The organism is Paenibacillus sp. N119s (assembly GCF_059447605.1).
In genome coordinates, this window is sequence record NZ_JCAJRU010000429.1 from 1 (window position 1) to 1,705 (window position 1,705).

A 1,705-nucleotide genomic window follows, 5' to 3' on the forward strand; every position below is an offset into this window, starting at 1 on the left:
TCACCGTTCATATTCGCCATTTAGGCCTTACCGGATATGATGTGGAAAATTGGCTGAGAGATCATTATAATATCGAGGTTGAGCTTAGCGATATGTACAATATTCTCTGTTTGGTGACCCCTGGTGATACCAAAGAGGAAATTGACATTTTACTAAAAGCTTTGCGAGAGCTGGCTTCACTACACTATTCCACAGGTCAGCAGCATGAACTGGTTGTCAAGATACCGGATATACCGCAGCTCTCCCTCATTCCGAGAGACGCTTTTTATGGAGATACAGAAATTGTGCCTTTTAAGGAATCTGCTGGTCGCATCATTGCAGAATTCATTTACGTATATCCGCCAGGCATCCCGATCCTATTACCGGGAGAAGTTATTTCGCAGGACAATATTGATTATATTGTAGATCATGTGGAAGTAGGCCTGCCGGTTAAAGGACCTGAGGATCGGACGGTACATCAGGTGAAGGTTATCGTTGAAACTGACGCTATTTCTTAATTATGATCCGTTAGCACCTGCTTGCAAAAAAATGTTGACAGTCAACAAAAAAAGCCCCCATTTGGGGGCTTTTCTAGTGTTTTGAAGAGCAAGAACAGCTGTATCCAATCTTATTCGTATTGGGCAATAAGCTCGCTGTATGCAGCTTCTACACGCTTCCACTCATCTTCGTCCTCAATATTGTAAAGCACCATTTCCTCGTTTTCTTCTTCCATACGAAGAATGATGCCATCCGCTTCAGGATTGCCTCGCTCAAGCAAAAGAGCATAAACGTGATCTTCTACGTCAAAGGTCTCTACCAGCACCATTTCTACATCTTTGCCGTTTTCATCAGTTAGCGTAAGAACCATTTCTTCATGTTCGTGGTCATGATCGTGGTTGCAGGCTTCACCGTGTTCATGTTTGTGATCACTCATGGAAATACCTACCTTCAAATTGTTTTATTTTCCCTCGTATCGTAACATGATCAAGAGTGCAGGTCAATTTGTGGTATGCCTAATTTATCGCTGTAATGACTTTTTCGGACACCAGTGTGTAACTACCATCTTTACTTTCTTTAATGTAGAAACCGACACGATAATTCCCTGCTGTTTTGAAATCATACGTAAAATCGTTTGTACGGAACCAGAAGTTATCCTTTTGCGCTCCTTTGATATCTTGGGACTGAATATCCTTTACGTTGCCCGAAGGATCGGTAATTGCTACTTTCACTCCGGAAATATCTGTTTTCAGGGTATCAATTTGACTGAACACATTAAACTTCACTTTGTTACCTTTATTCACGTTACCAAACACAGTATCCCCCTTGAACAGGAACATATGCACGTTCGGCTGGTCGAAAACAACCTTTCCACCAGAAGGATCAAAATTTACAAGTCCGTTAAAATCACGGATAGGCACATAAGTTTTCCCATCAATGACAACTGCACCATCTTTTGACACTTCTCCGTTAATAATCAACTGCACTTGGTCCTTGGCGGACTCCGCCGAAATGACGGTCCCTCCCATTATTGAAAAGGCCATCACTAGGGCCATCACTTTTCTCCATTTCATACTACGTATCCCTCCATCATCATCTGTTAAAAACCATCTGTCGTACATTTATACCTAGCTTAGCCGCACAAGTTGCGCTGTGCTTCACAAATTGTCCAAAGTTTTTACATAAGGGGCCAAATCTTTAGTTCCCGTAGACTAGATGTTAAAATACG

The 1,705-nt window shown here is 41.9% G+C and carries 3 protein-coding genes; 1 reads left to right on the forward strand and 2 read right to left on the reverse strand.

The window, feature by feature from the left end; genetic code table 11:
• Window positions 1-497: Orn/Lys/Arg family decarboxylase (locus AC5V8P_RS25470; protein WP_495474039.1), on the forward strand; the 497-nt coding region annotated here is incomplete at its 5' end.
• 110 nt (window positions 498-607) lie between these two features.
• Here the strand turns inward: AC5V8P_RS25470 and AC5V8P_RS25475 are convergent.
• Window positions 608-913, reverse strand: a complete 306-nt coding sequence (locus AC5V8P_RS25475) for a DUF1292 domain-containing protein (protein WP_064796285.1) — start codon at window positions 911-913, stop codon at window positions 608-610.
• Window positions 914-992: 79 nt separating this feature from the next.
• The gene (locus tag AC5V8P_RS25480; RefSeq protein ID WP_013371897.1) at window positions 993-1,550 is read right to left on the reverse strand and encodes a hypothetical protein; all 558 of its coding nucleotides are present in this window, start codon (window positions 1,548-1,550) and stop codon (window positions 993-995) included.
• Between the last annotated feature and the right edge of the window lie 155 nt (window positions 1,551-1,705).

Coding starts and splice junctions, on each gene's coding strand:
- AC5V8P_RS25475 (WP_064796285.1), bottom strand. CDS start 913: ATGAGTGATCACAAACATGAACACGGTGAAGCCTGCAACCACGATCAT.
- AC5V8P_RS25480 (WP_013371897.1), bottom strand. CDS start 1,550: ATGAAATGGAGAAAAGTGATGGCCCTAGTGATGGCCTTTTCAATAATG.